At 27.3% G+C, this 21388-nt stretch carries 22 protein-coding genes and 1 pseudogene; 18 read left to right on the top strand and 5 right to left on the bottom strand.

Annotation, left to right across the window (positions count from 1 at the left end):
- The first annotated feature begins 38 nt into the window (after positions 1 to 38).
- Together GOQ27_RS01560 and GOQ27_RS01555 are read left to right on the top strand one after the other, a co-directional pair.
- On the top strand, positions 39 to 527 hold the full coding sequence (locus GOQ27_RS01560; RefSeq protein WP_203365060.1) for a GNAT family N-acetyltransferase: 489 nt from the start codon (positions 39 to 41) through the stop codon (positions 525 to 527).
- A 38-nt stretch (positions 528 to 565) separates the two neighbouring features.
- The gene (locus GOQ27_RS01555) at positions 566 to 1030 is read left to right on the top strand and encodes a pyridoxamine 5'-phosphate oxidase family protein (protein ID WP_203365059.1); all 465 of its coding nucleotides are present in this window, start codon (positions 566 to 568) and stop codon (positions 1028 to 1030) included.
- A 107-nt stretch (positions 1031 to 1137) separates the two neighbouring features.
- On the opposite strand, the gene GOQ27_RS01550 is transcribed toward GOQ27_RS01555, so the two are convergent.
- A complete protein-coding gene (locus GOQ27_RS01550) occupies positions 1138 to 1752 on the bottom strand; it encodes an acetate uptake transporter (protein ID WP_203365058.1) in 615 nt (204 codons plus the stop codon).
- Between the two features lie 274 nt (positions 1753 to 2026).
- Between GOQ27_RS01550 and GOQ27_RS01545 the strand changes: the two genes are divergently transcribed.
- From GOQ27_RS01545 to GOQ27_RS01525, 5 genes and pseudogenes are all read left to right on the top strand, one after another.
- Positions 2027 to 3328, top strand: a complete 1302-nt coding sequence (locus tag GOQ27_RS01545) for an alkaline phosphatase family protein (protein ID WP_203365057.1) — start codon at positions 2027 to 2029, stop codon at positions 3326 to 3328.
- A 19-nt stretch (positions 3329 to 3347) separates the two neighbouring features.
- Positions 3348 to 4631, top strand: a complete 1284-nt coding sequence (locus GOQ27_RS01540) for an MFS transporter (protein WP_203365056.1) — start codon at positions 3348 to 3350, stop codon at positions 4629 to 4631.
- A gap of 85 nt (positions 4632 to 4716) precedes the next feature.
- On the top strand, positions 4717 to 6402 hold the full coding sequence (locus tag GOQ27_RS01535) for a PQQ-binding-like beta-propeller repeat protein (RefSeq protein ID WP_203365055.1): 1686 nt from the start codon (positions 4717 to 4719) through the stop codon (positions 6400 to 6402).
- A gap of 219 nt (positions 6403 to 6621) precedes the next feature.
- Positions 6622 to 7053: pseudogene (locus tag GOQ27_RS01530) on the top strand (VanW family protein); the annotation flags it as partial.
- A 27-nt stretch (positions 7054 to 7080) separates the two neighbouring features.
- Entirely contained in the window at positions 7081 to 7638 is a 558-nt protein-coding gene (locus GOQ27_RS01525; protein WP_203365053.1) for an HDIG domain-containing metalloprotein, read from the top strand.
- Positions 7639 to 7677: 39 nt separating this feature from the next.
- On the opposite strand, the gene GOQ27_RS01520 is transcribed toward GOQ27_RS01525, so the two are convergent.
- On the bottom strand, positions 7678 to 8178 hold the full coding sequence (locus GOQ27_RS01520; protein WP_203365052.1) for an SEC-C metal-binding domain-containing protein: 501 nt from the start codon (positions 8176 to 8178) through the stop codon (positions 7678 to 7680).
- A gap of 133 nt (positions 8179 to 8311) precedes the next feature.
- Here GOQ27_RS01520 and GOQ27_RS01515 point away from each other — a divergent pair, with 133 nt between their 5' ends.
- Together GOQ27_RS01515 and GOQ27_RS01510 are read left to right on the top strand one after the other, a co-directional pair.
- Positions 8312 to 8743 carry a hypothetical protein gene (locus tag GOQ27_RS01515; protein WP_203365051.1) on the top strand — a complete coding sequence of 144 codons (432 nt, stop codon included), beginning with the start codon at positions 8312 to 8314 and terminating at the stop codon, positions 8741 to 8743.
- Positions 8744 to 8840: 97 nt separating this feature from the next.
- Positions 8841 to 10085: an aminopeptidase P family protein gene (locus GOQ27_RS01510; protein WP_203365050.1), complete on the top strand. Its 1245-nt coding sequence runs from the start codon at positions 8841 to 8843 to the stop codon at positions 10083 to 10085.
- 31 nt (positions 10086 to 10116) lie between these two features.
- Here the strand turns inward: GOQ27_RS01510 and GOQ27_RS01505 are convergent, their stop codons facing one another.
- Together GOQ27_RS01505 and GOQ27_RS01500 are read right to left on the bottom strand one after the other, a co-directional pair.
- Positions 10117 to 11331 (bottom strand): alanyl-tRNA editing protein, encoded by a 1215-nt coding sequence (locus GOQ27_RS01505; protein ID WP_203365049.1) that lies wholly within the window; start codon positions 11329 to 11331, stop codon positions 10117 to 10119.
- Positions 11332 to 11367: 36 nt separating this feature from the next.
- Positions 11368 to 12339, bottom strand: a complete 972-nt coding sequence (locus tag GOQ27_RS01500; protein WP_203365048.1) for a hypothetical protein — start codon at positions 12337 to 12339, stop codon at positions 11368 to 11370.
- Between the two features lie 312 nt (positions 12340 to 12651).
- Between GOQ27_RS01500 and eam the strand changes: the two genes are divergently transcribed.
- Positions 12652 to 13911 (top strand): glutamate 2,3-aminomutase, encoded by a 1260-nt coding sequence (gene eam, locus GOQ27_RS01495; protein ID WP_203365047.1) that lies wholly within the window; start codon positions 12652 to 12654, stop codon positions 13909 to 13911.
- 90 nt (positions 13912 to 14001) lie between these two features.
- Positions 14002 to 14583, top strand: coding sequence for a hypothetical protein (locus tag GOQ27_RS01490; protein WP_203365046.1), 582 nt, complete (start codon positions 14002 to 14004; stop codon positions 14581 to 14583).
- Positions 14584 to 14598: 15 nt separating this feature from the next.
- Here the strand turns inward: GOQ27_RS01490 and GOQ27_RS01485 are convergent, their stop codons facing one another.
- Entirely contained in the window at positions 14599 to 15060 is a 462-nt protein-coding gene (locus GOQ27_RS01485; protein ID WP_203365045.1) for a hypothetical protein, read from the bottom strand.
- A 264-nt stretch (positions 15061 to 15324) separates the two neighbouring features.
- On the opposite strand from GOQ27_RS01485, the gene GOQ27_RS01480 reads away from it, so the two are divergent.
- The 7 genes from GOQ27_RS01480 to GOQ27_RS01450 all read left to right on the top strand — a co-directional run bounded on the left by GOQ27_RS01480 (position 15325) and on the right by GOQ27_RS01450 (position 21008).
- Complete coding sequence (locus GOQ27_RS01480; RefSeq protein ID WP_203365044.1) at positions 15325 to 15510, top strand: DUF4177 domain-containing protein; 186 nt, start codon at positions 15325 to 15327, stop codon at positions 15508 to 15510.
- A 70-nt stretch (positions 15511 to 15580) separates the two neighbouring features.
- Positions 15581 to 15835, top strand: coding sequence for a hypothetical protein (locus GOQ27_RS01475; RefSeq protein ID WP_203365043.1), 255 nt, complete (start codon positions 15581 to 15583; stop codon positions 15833 to 15835).
- Between the two features lie 98 nt (positions 15836 to 15933).
- Positions 15934 to 16890: an AAA family ATPase gene (locus GOQ27_RS01470; RefSeq protein ID WP_203365042.1), complete on the top strand. Its 957-nt coding sequence runs from the start codon at positions 15934 to 15936 to the stop codon at positions 16888 to 16890.
- Between the two features lie 8 nt (positions 16891 to 16898).
- Positions 16899 to 18074 carry a DUF58 domain-containing protein gene (locus GOQ27_RS01465; protein ID WP_203365041.1) on the top strand — a complete coding sequence of 392 codons (1176 nt, stop codon included), beginning with the start codon at positions 16899 to 16901 and terminating at the stop codon, positions 18072 to 18074.
- The gene (locus GOQ27_RS01460; protein WP_203365040.1) at positions 18059 to 19363 is read left to right on the top strand and encodes an energy-coupling factor transporter transmembrane component T family protein; all 1305 of its coding nucleotides are present in this window, start codon (positions 18059 to 18061) and stop codon (positions 19361 to 19363) included. Before GOQ27_RS01465 ends, GOQ27_RS01460 begins: the two co-directional genes overlap by 16 nt.
- 101 nt (positions 19364 to 19464) lie before the next feature.
- A complete protein-coding gene (locus GOQ27_RS01455) occupies positions 19465 to 20244 on the top strand; it encodes an ECF transporter S component (RefSeq protein WP_203365039.1) in 780 nt (259 codons plus the stop codon).
- 29 nt (positions 20245 to 20273) lie between these two features.
- A complete protein-coding gene (locus tag GOQ27_RS01450; RefSeq protein WP_203365038.1) occupies positions 20274 to 21008 on the top strand; it encodes an MBL fold metallo-hydrolase in 735 nt (244 codons plus the stop codon).
- Positions 21009 to 21388: the final 380 nt, after the last annotated feature.

The raw sequence follows: 21388 nt of genomic DNA, 5'->3' as shown, positions 1-21388 counted from the left end.
ACAATTTAATTATTCATATAACAAAAGTAGGTGAAACCATGATTATAAGAAAATCTAAGAAAGAAGATATAAATAGAATTACAGAAATTTATAATGAAGCAGTACTTCATAGTATTGCAACTATGGATATTGATGTAAGGGATGAGAAGGGGGCAATGATTTGGTACGAAGATCATAATGAAAGATATCCTATTTTAGTAGCTGAAGTAAGTGGTGAAGTGATAGGATGGATTTCTCTATCCTCCTGGTCAAATAAAAAGGGATATGATCCAACTATAGAAATATCTATTTATATAGAAAATAGCTTTAGAAGTAAAGGTATAGGTAATAAACTTTTTCATGAAGGAATAGAAATAGCTAAGAAACTTAAGTATCATTCTATTATAGCTAGAATAGCAGGGGCTAATCAAAAGAGCATCTATCTTCATGAAAAATATGGATTTAATCATATAGGTACTATGAAGGAGGCAGGGTTTAAATTTAGCAAATATATTGATATTTACATATATCAGTTGATTTTAGATTAAGAAGCTTTTAATACTATAAAAAATAATAGGGGGATTTTATGTTTAGAGAGATGAGAAGAAAAGATAAACAATTACAACATCAGGAAGCTATATCTATTCTAGAAGAATGTAATTACGGAGTTTTATCAGTAACGGGAGAAAATGGTTATCCATATGGAGTTCCAATGAATTATATATATTATAAAGATAGTCTATATCTTCATTGCGCAGAGGACGGATATAAATTAGATAATATTTCACAGAATAATAAAGTAAGTTTTTGTGTTGTAGGAGATTCTAAAGTTATTTCAGAGAAATTCACTACAAATTATAAGAGTGTAATAGTATTTGGAAAGATAGAAAAAGCTGACGTGGATGAAAAGAAGGAAGTGTTAGTAGAATTTATTAGTAAGTTTGCTAAATCCTATATGACTAAAGGTAAAAAATATGTATCCAAGTCATATGGAGATACAACAGTATTAAGAATTGAGATAGAATACTTAACAGGAAAAGGTAATAAATAAAAAACAACCTAATGTATTTCCATGGAAATACATTAGGTTGAAATAATAATAAGATAAATGATATCGAAAACTTGTATATTAATATACAAGTTTTTTAATATCATTTATTATTTAAATATTCCAAAGGGTTTTCCAATAGGTAAAAACTCTTTTCCAAAATGTACATTTAAGACCGATGCTGCTGAACCATAGAATGAAACTATTGCTATAGCCAATTCAGAAAAAGCTGCAAGTTTATGAGTAAAGTGGTAAGCAATATCAAAGCTGCTTAAAGTTAAACCTATAAATAGAAAATCAATTAATACAAAAATAGTAAATAATACCTTGTGAGTTTCAGCTGCTCCTATTGTCATATAGATACTAAATATTAGATAACCTAAAAATGCAAATCCTAATTGTTTTCCATCGATATCTTGAACAACATTCTCTCCAAATAATCCTAACTTCATAAGCCATGATGTAGCTACAGCCATCCAAAAGAAAGCATATCCCCCGAAAGCTGTTGTACCGAATACATTATTACGCTTAGAATCATTTATACATGCAAATAGTTGAGCAAATGCTCCTAAGAATAATGCCCATGGAATTATATAACTTACACCAGTAGTTAATCCAAGTTTTTGTGAAGATGCAACTAATGTTACCATAGCTAGTCCAAAAAGACCTAAAGCAGATGGATCTGCAGCAGTAACATTAACGTTACTTGTTTCTTTAATATTCATTATAATTTCCTCCTTTATATTTTTATCAAAAGTGATATTTTTGCACATTCATATATTATAATACATTTTCGCTGGGTATGAAACATATAAAGTTATTAAAATTAATTAACATATTAAACAGATATTTATTAAATTATCAGAATACTTAAAAGGATATGACTACATGATGAAGAATTATATAGTTAATAATTATTTATTCAAATATTAGCAAAAGAAGTATTAGCATATAATTACTTAAGGCTAATTTTTATTATAACTTTCAGGAGGAGGATTTATGAAAAGAAAAACGAAATATTTAATAATTATATCCTTTGATGGACTATCCACTTTAGACTTTGAGTATATCAATACCTTACCTAATTTTAAAAGGTTTATCCAAAACTCATCCTATTGTAGAAATGTATATAGTATATATCCAAGCCTCACCTATCCAGCCCATGCTAGTATTGTTACTGGTAAACATCCTAAAAATCATAAAATAATAAATAATACTTTGATACAACCCAATAGAATTTCTCCAGATTGGTATTGGCAAAGAAGCTATATAAAATCTCAAACATTTTATGATATAGCCATTAATAATGGGATGAAAGTAGCAGCTTTATTATGGCCAGTTACCGGCAAATCCAAAATTCAATATAATATGCCAGAGATATTTTCAAATAGACCATGGCAAAATCAAATCATTGTATCTCTATTGAATGGAAGTCCTATGTATCAGATAGGGATGAATCATAAGTATGGAAATATTAGAAAAGGAAAGTCTCAACCTGAATTAGATAATTTTATCCAGAAATGTTTAATTAATACTTTAACAAATAAAAAACCAGATATAACTATGGCTCATTTTACAGATTTAGATACAAAAAGGCATTACCATGGATTTGATTCAAAGGAAGCAAAGGATTCTTTACTAAGACATGATAAAAGATTAGGAGAGATATTAGATTGTTTAAAGGAAACTGATATGGATGAGGATAGTACACTTGTTATCTTAGGGGATCATAGTAGCTTAAATGAAGATAAAATAATTAATTTCAACGTTGTTTTAAAAGAGGAAGGTTTTATTAAAGTAAATAGTAAAAATGAAATAAAAGAATGGAAAGCAATTTTGAAAAATTGTGGTGGTTCGGCTTACATTTATACTAAGAATAATGATAGTGAAATGAAGAATAAAATTAAGAAAATATTAGAAAAGTTTAACTCAAAGTATAATTGTATAGAACAAATTCTCACATCAGAAGAGGCTTCATATTTAGGAGCAGATAGTGAGTGTGATTTTATGTTAGAAGCAAAAAAAGGTTATTATTTTTTAGATTCTCATAGGGGTGAACCTATAAAAAATGTAAAAATTGAAGATGTAGGTAACGTTCCTCACATAACTTTATCTACCCATGGATACTCACCTTATAAAAAAGACTATACTACTGTTTTTATAGCTAAAGGAAAAGGAATAAAGCCTGGTGTTAAAATAGATAATATGAGTCTAGTCGATCAAGGAGGTACCTTCTCTAGATTACTAGGGTTTGAATTAGAGAATATCGATGGAAGAGTATTAGAAGAAATTCTAGATTAATAAAAATGGGGGGTATATTATGAATAAAATTAATAAGCTAGAAAAAAGTTGGATAATGTATGATTGGGCTAATTCTGCATACACTCTTGCTGTTACTTCTACTATATTACCTTTATTTTTTAAGATGATATTAGTAGATGCAGGGGAAAAGGCTTCATTATCAACTGTATATTGGGGGTATACAAATGCACTTGCTACCCTTGTTATAGCTATATTAGCTCCTATATTAGGTACATTAGCAGATTATAAAGGATATAAAAAAATAATTTTTATAATATTTGTATCCTTAGGGGTAGTCTCAACTCTTGGATTAGCTACTGTTACTAGTGGTATATGGATAGTATTGTTGTTCTTTTATCTCCTTAGTTCAATAGGTTTTGCAGGGGCAAATGTATTTTATGATTCTTTTTTAGTTGATGTCACTATTGAAGAAAAAATGGATAAAGTATCTACTTTAGGTTTTGCATTAGGTTATATAGGAAGCACTATTCCTTTTATTGTATCTATGACAATTGTTATATTAGCACAATTTAATAAAATACCTATTGATATAGCAACAGCATGTAAAATTGCATTTATAATTACTGCTTTGTGGTGGGGATTATTTAGTATTCCTATGATAAAAAATGTTAAACAGGTTCATGGAATTGAGAAGGAAGAGCATACAGTAAAAAAGAGCTTTATTAGACTTTATAATACCTTTAAAAATATAAAACAACACAAACAATTATTTATCTTTTTACTAGCATATTTTTTCTATATTGATGGGGTGTCAACTATCATAAAGATGGCTACCTCCTATGGAGCAGATTTAGGAATTGGAACAACAACCCTATTAGTAGTATTATTAGTTACTCAATTTGTAGCTTTCCCTTTTGCAATATTATATGGGAAATTAGCTGAAAAATTTACAGCTAGGAAAATGATATATGTAGGAATTGTGGTTTATATAATAATATGTATATATGCATACTTTTTAGATAGTGCCTTGGATTTTTGGATATTAGCAATGTTAGTGGGTACTTCTCAAGGTGGGATTCAAGCATTAAGTAGGTCATATTTTGGGAAATTAGTGCCAAAAGAAAATTCTAATGAATTTTTTGGATTTTATAACATTTTTGGTAAATTTGCAGCTATCATGGGTCCCTTATTGGTAGGATTTATAACACAGGTTACTGGCAAAACAAATAACGGAGTATTTAGCATCATTATTTTATTTATTATCGGGGGACTGATTCTATTAAAAGTTCCAAAGGAAGAAAATATACAAAAAAAATCAGTACTGAACAATATTAGTAAATAGGCCATAAATAAAAATTAGAGACAAGTTAGTCTATTTTAGCATTTTAAATAATATATATTATAAAAATGTTGAAAGAGGGATAACTTTGAAAAGCATAAAAATACTTATAATTATATTATCATTAGTCTTTAGTTTTTTATTTATAGATAAGGGGCTATATTTAAATGCATCAAAAGAACACCCTGTAATTTTAAAGGAAGATACTTTGATTGAAAGTATATCTTATAGAAAGAAACTTAAGTTTAATTGGATAATGGGAAATAGTTCTTCTAATATTGATTTAAAGCAAGATGATAGCATAGACCAAATGGTTTATTCTTTTGAAAATGAAAGTATACTGGATACTTTTATAAATGATAATAGAAATATTAGAATATCAAATAATTATACAAATATTGAAGGCATATTAAGTTTTAGGGGTAATAACCTAAGAGATCTATCATCTTTTAATATCAGTAATATGGAAGATGAAACATTAAAAAAAGCTTGGACATTTGAAACATCTTTAGTTACAGGAAATCATAACAAAAACTTTGGACCATGGGGTGGAGGAGTTGGATGGACCGGTCAACCTACAGTTATTAAATGGGAGAGAGATATTAAAAACATAATGAATATTAAGGATAAATTTAAGAACAAAGAGAATTTTAGTGAAGTGATTATTGGCTCTTTAGATGGTAAAATATATTTTATTGATTTAGATACTGGAGAAGAGACTAGAAAACCTATAGACATAGGAAATCCAATTAAAGGCACAGTCACTTTAGATCCTAGAGGGTATCCTTTATTATATGTAGGTCAAGGAGTACCGGAAGTTGGTAGCATAGGATATAGAATTTATAGCTTGATAGATGGAAAGTTACTACACTTTATTAATGGAAAAGATAATTTTGCTATAAGAAAATGGGGTGCTTTTGACAGTTCACCATTAATTATTAAAGAATCAGATGTTATGGTTCTAGGAGGAGAAAATGGGTTATTATATATAGTAAAGTTAAATACAGATTTTGACATTAAAACTTCAAAAATCAATGTAAATCCTAAAATAATAAAGTTTAAGTATCAAGTAAAAGGCAGTTATTATCCTGGTATAGAAAGCTCTATATCTGGATATAAAAACCTAATATATTGGCCTGATAATAGTGGCAATATAACTTGCTTCGATTTATCTACAATGGAGCCTAAATGGGTGTGGAATGGTATGAATAAAGATGATACAAATACGACTATTGTTTTAGAGGTGATAAATGACAAACCATTTTTATATATTGGCTCTGAACTTGATAAGCAACAGAATAAGACAAAAGGTGCATATTTTAAGAAATTAGATGGATTGTCTGGTGACGTCCTATGGGAAAATAAATACGATGTTTTTTCTGGAGGTAGTTATTCTAATGGTGGTATATATAGTACTGCTGTATTAGGGGACGAAGATATGGAAAATCTAGTTGTTTATAATGTGGCTAGAGTAAATAAAGCAAATCAAGGGATTATGGTAGCGGTAGATAAGAATAGTGGAGAAGAAATGTGGAGATGGAATATGAAAAATTACCCATGGTCATCCCCTATATCTTTCTATAACAATGAAGGTAAAGGATATTTAATTCAATGTGACTCTTTAGGAAGAATGTGGTTGATTAATGGAAAAACAGGAGATCGAATTACCAATATTGATCTTGAAATGAATATAGAAGCCAGTCCTATATTTTATAATGATATGATAATAGTAGGTTCTAGAGGAAATAAAATATATGGTATAAAAGTAGAGTAGAATACAAATAAAAACTAGCCCATCAGTTAAACTTAACTGATGGGCTAGTTTTATATTAATCCCCAATCCCTATATTGTATATTCTATATAATAATCTAAATACCTTTGACTATTTTTGTAATAATTTGTCGAATGAAAAATTTATTGAATATTAAAGGAAATTAGTGACATTAATAGAAATATAGTAAATAGGTTGTTTTTTATAAGGGGGGAGAATTATGTCAATTATCAAACTTGATATTTTGGATTACCTTACATTCCCCGTTAAAAATAACTGAAAGATATAGACATAGTTATGATGTGTTTCCTGATTCAAATCGCACACAGCCCTTTGGCAGTGGTGCTACCTGCGTATATAATTATAGGGATTTGCAGTTATATAATGATACTGATGAAGAGTATCAGATAGTTCTATATATGGATGTGGAATATCTTCATGGAGAGATAAGAAGTAATAGAAGAAAACTATATAACTATGAGATTTATGAAAAGGAACATAAAATTACCCATGAACATTGGGTAGATTATGTAAGACATAATCTAATATATCGTAAAAGGTATGATTTAGAAGGTGATGTGATAGATGATGAATATATAACAGAAAATCATGCCTTGATGATGTATCAGCCATTTCTTGAACAACAAGTGTAAGATTAAATTTTTATAGGAGGTAATTAGATGAATAGGGAAAAAGCTTTTAAATTACTTAATGAATATGTAAAAACGGATAGTCTTATTAAACATTGTCTAGCAGTAGAAGCTAGTATGATAGCCTATGCTAAAGAATTTAATGAAGATATAGAGAAATGGTCCATTTGTGGTCTGTTGCATGATATTGATTTTGAAATGTATCCAGAAACCCATCCTTATAAAGGTCTCGAAATACTTCGAAAAAATGGATATTCTGAAGATTTAATAATGGCAGTAAAAGGACATGCGGTGAAAGATGAAAGTAGAGATAGTCTTATGGCAAAAACACTTTTTGCTGTAGATGAATTATCAAGTTTTGTTGTTGCCTGTGCATTAGTAAGGCCTACTAAATTAGAAGGAATGAAACCTAAGTCGGTTAAAAAGAAATTCAAGACCAAATCCTTTGCAGCAGCAGTGGATAGAGATCAAATAGATGAAAGTGCCGGAGATTTAGGAGTAGATATGAATGACCACTTAAATATTATTATTAAAGGTCTTCAAGATAGGGAAGAAGAATTAAATAAAGAAGGATTGAGTTTATTATAATAAAGATGGTAGGATATATCCTACCATCTTTATTCTTTGTTATTTATTTAAGCAACATTTTTTGTATTTCTTACCACTGCCACAAGGACATGGATCGTTTCTACCAATCTTATTTTCTTTAACTACAATTACTGTCTTATCATACTGTTTTTTGATTTCTTTTCTTTGATCCTTTGATAGAAGATCATCCCATTGAGGTAATTTATAGAGCCATTTTGCTTTAGCTTCGTGCATATTATAATATAGCTTTTCAAAATTGATATCCAATTTTACATTGCTATCCTCTTCTAAGGAATCCATATCTACTTCTTTGTTTAAACTAGTATTTAGACCATCCACAAATCCAGTGAAAAGAACTGTTTCTACACTGTATTTATCAGCTAAGTCCTTCATAGTCCCTTCTATTACATTACTATTATTGGATAATATTTGTTCATATATTTTTTGTTCCTGTGGAAGATACTCTTTCCAAAATTCTTCATATTGCTGAGGCGTAGAATTCGATTCTACTAAAGCTGTCCATTCTCCATATAAACCCATAATCATTCTCCTTTTAAATATATTGCCGAAATAATTATAACATAAAATAGAAGAAAATTAAATTTATAAGTAAAAATATTATTATAGCATAATATGCTATAATAATATTTACAAAGATATGGAGGTAAAACTAATGAAAAAATCAACTAAAATTAAAAAAGTAGCTCCTTTAGGAATATTGTTAAGAATATTAGGATTTATTATATTTCTTTATAGTATGTATCAATTTAGGTTAGGAAGTTTAGTAGATCAGAAATTTTACATATATAATATTCTGTACATATTTAGTTTCAGTTATATAATTATTAGGACTTCAAGAAATTTTATTATATTGAACAGGAATCTGATATTTAGAGCTATAGTCATAATTATTACATTATTGGCAATCTATTTTTTAGCAGATGGAATGATAAATTTTTTATTATCATCAAACCAATCTTTAAAGAAAATGATTTATGGTGTTTATATGGCTTTTCTAACAGGGGCTATCTTATTAGTAGAATACTCTTTTTTTATATTAAACTATAGTGATTATAAAAAAAGGAAAAATAAAAGGACAGATTAAATATAAATTTATTTGTAAATTGAGTTGTATTAAATAAAGGATTTATCTATATAAAATAGAATACATTTATAATAATCTTAATTTAGGAGGTTTTAATGTGAACAAAGATTTTTTTATTAATAATAGAAAAAAATTAGTGGAAGATATTAGAGATAATTCTTTATTAGTATTATTTGCTGGAGAAGCTCCCCGAAAGAGTGCTGATGAAAATTATAAGTATATTCCAAACATGAATTATTATTATATGACAGGACTTAATCGAGAAAAATTTATTTTGATAATTTCAAAAATCAAAGGAAAAATTGAAGAAAAAGTATATATTGAAAAACCAAACCCAGATATAGAAAAGTGGATTGGCAAAAAGATGAGAAAAGATAAAGTAAGTGAAGTTAGTGGCATAAACAATATTATGTTTCTTGAAGATTTTGAAAGTCATATGGCTTCAACTTTTATTAGAGAAGAAATTGATAATATTTATTTAGATTTAGAGAAAAGAAAATGGGAAGGGGATATAAGTCAATCTTTAATACTTGCCAATAAACTAAGAGATAATTATCCTTATATCAATATAGAAAATATCTATCATAAGATAAGTGATATGAGAATGATAAAATCTGATGAAGAGATAAAAAATATAAGAAAAGCTATTGATTTAACTAAAAAAGGAATTGAGGGTTTAATGAAAAATGCTAAACCTGACTTGTATGAGTATCAATTAGAAGCATATTTTGATTTTATAATTAAACAAAATGGAGCGAAAGATTTTGCATTCAAAACTATTGCTGCTTCTGGTGATAATGCTACTGTACTTCATTATGAAGAAAACGATAGTACAATAAAAGATAAAGATTTAATTCTATTTGATCTAGGAGCTAAACATAATTATTATAGTTCTGATATTTCTAGGACATTTCCAATTAGTGGGACTTTTAGTTCAAGACAAAAAGAAGTGTATGAAGCAGTTTTAAAAGCAGAAGTTGATACAATTAATAAAGTAAAACCAGGAATGACTTTAAGAGAATTGAATGACTTTACAAAGGGAATTTTAATAGAAGAAGCTAAGAAGTTAGGTTTAATAGATAAAGACGAAGAAATAATAAAATACTATTATCATTCTGTATCTCATTATATGGGGTTAGATACTCATGATGTAGGGAGTTATCATAAAAAATTAGAGCCAGGTATGGTAATAACAGTTGAACCTGGTCTATACATTGAAGAAGAAGGTATAGGAATAAGAATAGAAGATGATGTCTTAATAACAGAAGATGGATGCGAAAACCTATCCAAAGATATCATTAAGACTGTTGAAGATATAGAAAAATTCATGAAAAATAGATAAGGGTTTAAAAATAGACCGAAAAGAAAATTAATTAATTTTCTTTTCGGTCTATTTCCTCTTTAATTAAGCTAAGTCCAAATTCTAAAGCTTCATATACAATCTTAGGATCATTACATCCCCCTTGGCAAATTGAAGGAGTTCCTCCTCCTTTACCATTGATTTTTGTTAATATGGTATCAAATAATCCTTTGATATCTATGGACACATTATCAGATTTACCTAGCAGAATTTCTGACTTATCTTCTGACTCTATTCCAATAATAACTACATAATTGTTATAATTGGTTACATTGCTAATTAACTTTCTAATTTCATTTAAATCAAAATCATCTACAATATCGGAGCATATTTTAATGTTTTTATATTTAACTGAACTATTAATCAACCAATTTGTTTTGTATGATAGGAGTTTAGTTTTAAGTATGGTATTAGATTTTTTTAAGTTATCAATATCTGTATTTATTCTACTTATAGTTTCAATAGCTTTATTTTGATTTACTTGTAAAATTTTTGATATTTTTTGAGATAAATAATTTTTTTCTTTATAATCGTTAAGGGCACTTACACCACATACAAATTCAACTCTATGATACTTTTTTGTTTTGTACCAGTTTATTATTTTTATGATACCCACCTCTGCAGTACTCCTATGATGAGTTCCGCCACAAGGGGAGAAATCTAGTTTGTTTATTTCTACTATTCTTATATCTTCATCCACTGTTGGTAAATTTCTTAGAGGTAATTTAGAACATTCTTCTTTATTAATTATGTAATTTTGTATTTCAAAATTAGAAAAAACTATTTTATTAGCAAAGGATTCAATTTTATCTATATCATTTTGAGTTAAACACTGAGTATCAATATCAATATAGTTTATGTCTTGTCCCATATGAAAGCTTAATGTTTTAGAGTTCAGTAATTTATCAAAGGATGCAGATAAAATATGCTGACCTGTATGTTGTTGCATATGTTTAAATCTTGTATCCCATTCTATTGATAATTTAACAATATCTTTATTAGGCATATCTCTTAATACATGTATAATTTCATTGTTTTGCTCATAAACATCATATACTTCAATATCATCAATATAACCTTTATCTCTAGGTTGACCTCCTGACATATGGGGATAGAAAATAGTTCGATTTAATTTTACATAGAACTTATTATCTTCAAATTTATTCTCTATAACTTTTGCATTAACTTCCATCAAATATGGATTTTTTAAATAAATTTTCTCTGTCATCTTAACACCTCATTGTACTATTAAGTAAATCTATAGTTATTCTAATACCCTTATATTATTAGAATCTTCAAGTTTTATATCTCTAGCATCGTTTATTATTTTATATATTACTTTGTCTTTGTTTAGATATGAGTCTACATTTTGATCAGAAATAGATATTATACCTACTATTTCTCCAGTGTCAACTATTTTTCCTTCTTGTTGAATAAAATATTTATATTTATCACTCCAATAATAGTTTATAGAAAACTCTTTATCTTCACTTAGGTTAAAATTACTTGGAATAGAAGTAGTTGATTCATCACTAGTATAGACTTCTAATTGTTTATTTACATCAATGCTTATAGTGCTGTCATCCGGAACAATATCTATTAAATTGCTTTCTATTAATTTAAACCACTTTGGATTTTTAATGTCATTATTTTTCCAGCCTTCATAGAAATAAGATTCATAATTTTTAGACTCCTGAAAAATCCTTTTATATGTATCATCCTTATAATATATCACAACACTTTCATCATAAAAGTATCCTCCTAGTTTTTCATCAATAACTTCTTCAATTATTAAAAAGATATCACTATTAGCAGTTAAAATAGATACATACTCTATATAGGATAAATCTTTTATAGAATCCTTAAATTGATAACTTTCGTTGGTCTTTTCATATATTGCTACAACACCTGAATCTTTAGATAGATTTAAAGCTATTATAACATCCAAATTATTATCTTGGTTAATATCCTTAGGAAAAACTAATATATTCATATATTTACTGTAATCCATCCAATCATCATATCCTAAATCCGTAAGAACAATCTCTTTAATTCGCTTAATAGACTCCGATTTCTTCTCGATATCATTAGAGAAATAGTTATCAACAATAGCATCTGTTAATTTTAATGGGCTTAAAATGTTTTTTATTGTCAATATATTGTTATTATTTAAGAAAAAAATGACCATAATAGAAAAAAAGAAAATTATTATTAAAATTAAAAATGGTTTTTTCATAAATCTTACCTCCTTTTTATACAGATTTACTTTTAATAAAATATTTTTTTATCTTTACTAAACCCGATAAAATGGGACAAAATTGACAAGATTTAAAATAAAAGATATAATTAATTAACTTCTATTAATAAAGTAGTTCTTTTTAACTATTCTAACTAGAGATTTCGAACTAGCTAATCTTTTACATCCAATTAGACTTATTAATTATTAATATTACAACAAAATAGATTTTATGATGAATTAATACTTGACATCTAACATGGAAAAAATTACATATAAAAGAAAAAAATTCTAATCAAGGAGAGTGATAATATGCCTCAAATAGACAAAAAGAGGGAAGTATCTTTGGAGAGGGCAGAGGAATTAAAGGGAAGAATTGATGATTATTTAAAGGTGAAAGATACTATTCCAAAAGGACTGGAATTGGAAGGTCAATATAATAGTAGTAAAAACAACATAATTAAAGTATTAAAAGGTAATGAAGAGAATTGGAAAGACTATAAGTGGCAATTATCAAATAGAATATCTGATGTAGAGACATTAGGTAAAATAATAGATTTAACCCCTGAAGAAATAAAGCAAATTGAAGAAGTGGGTAAGAAATATAGATGGGCCATATCACCTTATTATGCTAGTTTAATGGATAATAATAATAAATATGATCCTATAAGAATGCTATCTATACCATTAGGAATAGAACTATCAGATAATATAGGAGATAATGATCCTATGGCTGAAGAATTTACAAATCCAGCTGGGAGTATAACAAGAAGATATCCTGATAGATTGATAATAAATGTAACAAACGAATGTGCAATGTATTGTAGACATTGTCAGAGAAGAAGAAATATAGGTAATGAGGACCATCATAAAACAACTGATATTATTCAAGAATCAATAGATTATATTAGAGAAAATCAAGAGATAAGGGATGTACTTATTACTGGAGGAGACCCTTTAACTTTACCTGATGACCGATTAGAATGGATACTTAAAGAATTAAAAAACATACCTCATGTTGAGTATATTCGAATAGGAACAAGAACTCCTGTCACTATGCCTCAAAGAATAACCGATAAATTAGTCAATATGTTAAAGAAATACCATCCTATATATGTAAATACTCATTTTAATCACCCAAAAGAAATAAGTAGAGAATCCAAGGAAGCTTGCGAAAAACTAGCTAATGCTGGAATTCCCCTAGGAAATCAAGCTGTTCTTTTGAATGGAATTAATAATGACAAATATATCATGAGAGCATTAAATCAAGAACTATTAAAGATAAGAGTAAGACCCTATTATATTTTCCATGCTAAGCATGTAATGGGAACAACTCATTTTAACACTTCTGTAGATGATGGTATTGAAATAATGGAGTACTTAAGAGGCTATACATCAGGGATGGCAATTCCTACTTATATTGTGAATGCTCCTAAAGGACAAGGCAAAACCCCTATTTTACCTCAGTACTTATTATCTAGAGGTAAAGACTTTATTATGATCAGAACCTGGGAGGGTAAGGTGATCAAATATGAAAATCATCCTACTAAGGACATAAAAGATATTTATTAGAGCTAGGGTTTTACCTAGCTCTTTTCTTTTAATGTATTAAACATGTAATATATGGTAATAATACTATTAAAAAAGATTGGAGGAAATATCATGATTTATGTTGAAGATTTATTAAAAGACCTAACCGAGTTTATTGATTTTTTTATTATGAAATATAAGTATGAAAATAGAGGAATAGTAAAAAAATTTAGAATGAAGAGCGGATTGAATAAAGATTTAAGTGAAGATAAATGGTGTCAAATGTTTATAACTAAGTCAGCTATTAATCATTGTTGTAAAATATTGTTAATTAAAGTTTTTGAAGATAAAAATAAAGTCTTACCAAAACTAAATAACGAGGGCTTTGAACACTGGTCAGAAATGGTAGTAGATTTAGATAGCCAATATAACAATATATATAATATAGCTCTTAAGGATATCCTTACGGTAGCAGAATTAAGGAGAGCATTTAAAATTAGTGATTATGATGTTTACGAGATTGATAATGAATTAGCCAGTTATATCATCAATAAATTACTAAACTATGAATTTAAAAACATAACAGGAAATGAATTAAATAATATTGCCAGATTATTATATTTAAACAACCAGAATATAGAATATTTTTATAAGCCATGTCCAGCTATAGAATTTATTAAAGGTATGGAAGAAAAAAAAGAAATCCTAATTTAAATTAGGATTTCTTTTCTAATATTCATCATTTTCTTCGTCATCATCTTCTTCAGGATATTCCTCAATATATGTATCATCATCTTGGTCAATAGATTCTTCTTCTACATACATATCATCAATCTCATCAAAATCATCATCTGATATTTCAGTATCCTTCTCTAAATCAAATAAGTCAGGAAAATACTCTTCTCTTAAAGCTTCATCTAGCTCCCCATCTTGTACTTTTTCTATTTTATCAACAATGAAATTATAACATTCAGTTAAACCTTCACTATCAAATAACTCTGCTAATTCTTCAGATACTTCTATAATAATACTAGTAAGATTTTTTTCTTCAGTGGTGATTGGTTTTACTTCTTTATCTGCAATTAAAGTACTAATGATATCCATTGCATGCTCATTATCTTCTAATTCACTAAAATAAATGTCATCATATAATTTATTTAACCAATCAATTTGAACTCTATATTTATCCATTATTCATCCTCCTTCCTTTATATTATATTTTTAAGAATACAAAATGTAAATATCATAATTTGGTATAATAACTATTCGTAATAAAAAATATATTTTTTATTATATATTAATTAGTGGTTAAATATTGAGCTAATAATAATATTTATTACCAAAATAAATCAAAAATATATAGATTTATTTCGTTGATAATTTTAATCTTGTTAAAAAATATGATTAAATATTTATTATTATTCTATATAATGTTATTTAGAGGAGGTAATATAAATGAAAAAGTTTGAGTATAAAGTAGAAAACTTAAGATTACATGGGATGACATCAATGGTACTAACAAAAGATCATGAAAAGAAAATGAATGAGCTAGGTGAGCAAGGTTGGGAAATGGTAGGTATATCTACCAGTGCTAGTGGAAGAAATGTTATATCAGTGTTTAAAAGAGAAAAAGAAGAATAGACCTTGTGCTTAGTTATTGATATAACCTTTAATAAATTTTTACATAAAATATATTAAAGGAGATGTTAGTATGAGTTTTGAGATATATGATATTTCATTTGTTCCTATTATAATTTTTTTGACATCTATTATATTAAATATAGGTATACCAAAGAGATTTGGACCAATAATCTCAACTATACTTGGTATTGTATTTGGAATATTTTATATAGAGCCAGACAATCTATTAAAAGGGATATTATCTGGCATATTTATAGGGGCCTCAGCTGTTGGGTTTTATAGTGGTACGAAAAATATATATCAAGAAATGAACCCTAAGAAATAATACAGATTAGTTCTTAGGGTTTATTCTACAATTATCTGAAAATTGAACATAATTGTAGGTTATGATAAAATAGTTAAAATGGTAAGGGGAGGTATATTATGGAAGTGATAGAAGTGAAAAATATAGTAAATAAAATTAAAGATAATGTACAGAAAGTAATAGTAGGAAAAGGTGAAATTATTGATTATATAATGGTATCTATTCTTTGTTCAGGCCATGTACTTCTAGAAGATGTGCCTGGGTTAGGGAAAACAATACTTGCAAGATCATTGTCAAAATCAATTAATAGTAGTTTTTCTAGGATTCAATTTACACCGGATTTGTTACCATCGGATATAACAGGAATAAATTACTACAATCAAAAGTCTAATCAATTTCAATTTAAAAAAGGACCATTGATGAGTCAATTAATTTTGGCTGATGAAATAAACAGAGCTACTCCAAGAACTCAATCTAGTCTATTAAAATCAATGGAAGAACATCAACTTACAGTAGATGGCATAACTCATAAATTGGACGAGCCCTTTTTTGTTATAGCAACACAAAATCCAATAGAAAATGCAGGGACTTACCCATTACCAGAAGCTCAATTAGATAGATTTTTTATGAAATTACATATAGGTTATCCAAATTTTGATGAAGAGTTTAAGATTTTAACAAGATTTAAAACTGAGAATCCTTTAGATGAAATAGAAGCAGTAGTAGGTTCTGAAGACATCATTAAAGCTAGAGAATTATTTAAACATGTGAAGATAGAAGATGATTTGATTGATTACATATTGAAATTAACTCATAAAACAAGAGAACATACTGATATTAAGCTAGGAATTAGTCCTAGAGGTTCTCAAGCTCTCTTTAGAGGTAGCCAAGCCTATGCAGCAATACAAGGGCGAGATTTTGTAACTCCTGATGATATAAAAGCTATAATTAAGCCTATATTTAGACATAGAATAATAGTTCAGGGAAGATCAAGATTTACAAGTATTAATATTGATCAAATTATAGAGGGAATAGTAAAAGAAGTAGAAGTACCATCAGAAAACATAAGGAATTAGGTGAAAAAATGAATACATTATTCGGGGTTATTTTATTAATAATTTTATTTTATATATTTGGTATGGCTTGGGAGACAATTTCTATTAAGAAAATTAATTACACTAGGTATGTAGATAAAGAAGTTGTATTTCCTAAAGAGGAGATTATAATAACTACCGTACTAAGTAATAATAAAATTCTACCATTACCTTGGATTGAAATATATTCAGAACTCCCGGAAGCTATCATTTACAAAGATCAAATAATGAAACATAGAAAAATAATCAAAACAAATGTGTATAAAGTAATTACTTCTTTATTTCCTTTTCAAAAAGTAACAAGAAGAAATAGATTTGTCATTAATAAGAGAGGCTACTATAAGATGGACGATTTAGAGATAACTATAGGAGATATCCTAGGCTTTTCAAAAGGAATTTTAAAGGTAAATTCCCCTTTAAGGATAATTGTATATCCTGAGATAAAAAGAATAAATGAACTAATAATACAAGAGAATAGCCCCCAAGGAGAGATATCAGTAAGACGATGGATAATACCAGATCCCATTGATATAAAAGGAGTTCGAGAATATACAACTAGGGATAGCTTTAATACAATAGATTGGAAAGCCACAGCTAAAACTGGAGATTTACATGTTAAGGAATTTGATTTTACCTCTGAAGCATCAATAATGGTTTTATTAAATGTTCAATGTGATGAGCAGCCATGGAGGGACTTAAATGAAGGTATAATTGAATATGGAATTACAATTTCAGCAGCTATTATGAATGAATGTATAGAATCTAAAATTCCTATTGGATTTGCTACTAATGGAATTTTAGACTCAGATGATTTTATTAATGATAAATTAAGCATAATTACTCCTGATATAAATCCGAGACAAGGAGAAAATATATTAGGTACTCTTGCTAAAGTCTCTTATATGTCTAAAATAAAAATAGAAAGTTTAATTGATAATATCATTAATATATATGATACTTATACTACTATTGTATTAGTAACACCTTATCTTAATAAAGGATCTATTGAATTGATAAATGAATGCGTAGATATGGGCTATAATATAAAACTAATTTTAATTAAGGATGGGATAAATACATCCATGTTGAATTCTAGAGTAGTTACCTATACTAATAATAATCTAAACTCCACTAGAGAGGTTGAAGACCTATGTTTAGAATTTTAAGAGATCCTAATGGAATTATTAGAATTGTTTTTGAAGGCTTAAGGTATTTTATATTAACAATAATAGTTATTGGAATGGTTACAGAAAAAATATTTATTGATAGAATTCTTATGTTTACATTTATGATTCTCATATTAAGTAATATTGCAGGAGAAAAATTAACTAGAAAAACTAAGGAATCATATCATAGGAATAAAATAATTCCTATACTAGGGATACTAGTATCAACGTTATTTGCAATATTTAGTACTAGCTTAAGAGCTATGCCTATAGTATTTATTATCATTTATCTGTTTATTTGGATGCAAGGATTGAAATTGATTATTGATATAGATACTAATAAAGACATTTTTAGAAAATTTATCATTACAATTTTTATAGGGTTTTTATTTTCTATTGATATTATAGTAGGATCATTAAGATGGTATATAGACAAACTATCACCATATATTTTTATTTTTGTAGTGATATCATTAATTTACTCAATAAGATCTAATATGTATAGTGCCTATAACAATATAAATTCAATAAATAAAAAGAAAAATTTAAAGAGGTTTAATATTTTATCTAATATATTTATTATATTAATGATTTTTATTCTTGCTAATCTTACATTTGATTTCTTAGATATTAGATTAGTAATAGAAAAATCATTACCAATAGTTAAAACCATATTCTATCCTATAGTATTATTAATATCATATATAATATATTTTTTGGGACAACTTTTTAAGTTATTGAAGGTCAATAAAAAATTTGAAGTCCCTGAGATGGAAATTGATAAATCAAAAGAAATGGAAGTGGAATTACATGTAAATCAAAATCCTACTGCACAGCTAATTATTACTTATATAGGATGGATATCAGTAGCAATAATTATAATAGTTATTGGATATATTATTTATCGTTTAACAAAAGATATTGAGAAATCTTGTGAAGATGAGGATTCTTTTGTAGAAGAAGAAAAAGAATTCATTCTAAAGAAAAAAGATATATTAGATGGGATAATTAACAGGGTTAAAGGAAGAAAAAGTGAAGGGATAAATCATAAAGAGCTAAATATAGTAAGGAAATTATTTATTGAAATATCATTAATTATGATAAAAAAAGGGTATGTTTTTAAGAAAGAATATACCCCAAGAGAATTTTTAAGACAAGACAGAGGTAATATAGATGAAACAGAATTTATAGTTAGTGAATATGAAAAAGTTAGGTATGGTAATAAATCACCAACAAAAGAAAAAATACATAAATTAATTGAATATAAAAATATGATAGAAAAACAATAAGTGTATCGGTACAAAACCTCAAATCAATAGTATAGCTCTTCTGAAAGGGATACAATTGTGTTATAATTTCAATTGAAATATATACTATGAGGGGGAGTAAAATGTATACTAAGGATATAGTATTGAAAGGACTTTTAATAGCATTAGTAGTTGTAGCAACGATAATTATACCTATTCCAGTACCTTTCACTGAAGGATATATTCATGCGGGAGATAGCATAATATTTATTTCAGGAATTTTATTTGGTTGGAGATTTGGACTTGTTGCTGGAGGAATAGGATCTGCAATGGCGGATATGATATTAGGTTATAACCACTGGATATTACCAACACTAATAATAAAAGGTTTAATGGGGGCTATAATTGGATTTTTATCAAATGATATAAACAAAGATGAATACTTAAAATATAAAAATTTGATTATCATATCCATAACAATAGTATGGATATCTATAGTTAGTATATTGAGATATGTTCTTAATAGGGTTTTATCAAATATATCTAATGGTGGAGAAAATGTTTTTAATCTTAACGAACTTGAATTAGAAAATACTCAAGAATTTATACAGCTAGTTCAAAGAGTAAATACTTACTTAGGTATATCATTGATAATCATTCCATTTGTTATTTTGTTTTTTTATTTTCTCAAAAGAAAAAATGTATTTTTCAAACAGTTTAGCACAATAATAGGTATATTCATGTCAGGCTTATGGATGGTGGTAGGATATTATATTGCCGGTGGTCTTTTAAAAGGAAATATGATAATACCAATGTTTAGTATACCTGCAAATATACTACAGTTTGTTGTAGGTGGGGTTATTGCTTATTTCTTAATTATTACCCTTGATAGAATAGAAGGGATTAAAAAATACTTAAGATAAGAAACTAGGGAATATCAAGGAGTGAGAGAATGAAGTTAACTGTATTAGGAAATTATGGTCCTTTTCCTAAGGCAGGGGGAGCCTGCTCAGGATATTTATTAGAATATAAAGATACAAAAATATTGATTGACTGTGGAAACGGGATATTATCAAGGTTACAAAAGTTCTGTCCAGTTAATAAATTAGATGCTATTATATTAACTCATCTTCATAGTGATCATATAAGCGATATATTTATTATGAAATATGCATTAGGAATAAATAAAAACATACAAAAAGATATTAAAACAGTACCGGTTTATACAGCAAATGGGGATAAATATTTGATAGAGAATATGAACTATAATGATTGTTTTGAAATCAAATTTATAGATGAAGATAATAGTATTAATATAGGTGATATTAAATTTGACTTTATTAAAACAAAACATCCAGTAGAAACATATGCTATAAGAGCTACTTCCGGGAATAAAAAATTCATATACTCTTCCGATACAGCTTACTTTGAAGAGTTAATAGAATTCTCTAAAAATGCTGATTTATTCTTGTGTGAAGTAGGGATCTTATCAAAGGATAAAAATGAGGAAATACTTCACTTAACCCCACAAGAAGCAAGTGATATAGCTAATAAAGCTAAAGTGAAGAGACTGGTCCTTACTCATTTTTACCCAGGATATAAAAGTGAAGCAATTAGAACTGAAACATTAAATAATTATAATTCAATATTCGAATTAAGCCAAGAGATGAAGGCGTACTTTATATAGACTAGTAAACTAGTCTATATTTTTTGTTAAAAAAATATTTATTAAATATTATGTATATTTATAATGAAATTCCCTTTAAAAATTTGATAAAAAAATGAGAATAAGAATATACAAAGAAAAGAAAAGTAAATTGTCGAATTTTATAAAAAGACAATGTATAAAAATTCATTCATCTAATATATAAACAAAATCACATCCTTGACACATGAAAATATGGTGCATATAATCAAAATATAGATAATTTAGATATTTCTAAATAATGAATTTAATTGTATATATCTTGGGGGAAGGTGAATAGTTTGAGTGAAAAAAGTATCCTGAAAGTAACATCAGAAATTGGAAGACTTAAGACAGTACTATTACACAGACCAGGAGAAGAA

Source organism: Anaeromonas frigoriresistens (assembly GCF_016820655.1).
GTDB lineage: Bacteria > Bacillota > Clostridia > Tissierellales > SIT17 > Anaeromonas > Anaeromonas frigoriresistens.
This window is presented reverse-complemented; position numbering and strand designations above follow the sequence as displayed.